At 48.9% G+C, this 640-nt stretch carries 1 protein-coding gene; it reads left to right on the forward strand.

The features are described 5' to 3' along the window. A partial coding sequence (locus tag FD20_RS13735) for a hypothetical protein (RefSeq protein WP_420864747.1) occupies window positions 1-640 on the forward strand: 640 nt, incomplete at both ends.

Below are 640 nucleotides of genomic sequence, written 5' to 3' on the forward strand. Positions count from 1 at the left end.
TGATTCGCTCGTACTTGTCGAGGCCGATTCACTCGCACTTGTCGAAGCTGATTCGCTTGTACTTGTCGATGCCGATTCACTCATGCTTGTTGAGGCTGAACCACTCATACTTGCGGATTCAGACTCGCTCGCACTTGCTGAAGTTGATTCGCTCGTGCTTGTTGATGCCGACTCACTTGTACTTGTGGATCCTGATTCGCTTATGCTTGCACTTGCAGATTCACTGGAACTTCTTGAAGCAGACTCGCTTGCACTTGCAGAAGCTGACTCGCTTGTACTTGTCGAGGCTGACTCACTCGTACTTGCGGAAGCTGATTCACTTGTACTTGTGGATCCTGACTCACTCGTGCTTGCAGATGCTGATTCACTCGTACTTGTTGAAGCTGATTCGCTTATGCTTGCAGATCCTGATTCACTCGTACTTGTTGAAGCTGACTCACTCGTACTTGCGGAAGCTGATTCGCTTGTACTTGTTGATGCCGATTCACTCGCACTTGTCGAAGCTGATCCGCTCGTGCTTGCAGATGCTGATTCGCTTGTACTTATTGAAGCTGATTCACTCGTGCTTGTCGAGGCTGACTCACTCGCACTTGCTGAAGTTGATTCGCTCGTACTTGTTGATGCTGACTCACTCGTACTT

Source organism: Liquorilactobacillus uvarum DSM 19971 (assembly GCF_001434935.1).
In the GTDB taxonomy this organism is placed as follows: domain Bacteria; phylum Bacillota; class Bacilli; order Lactobacillales; family Lactobacillaceae; genus Liquorilactobacillus; species Liquorilactobacillus uvarum.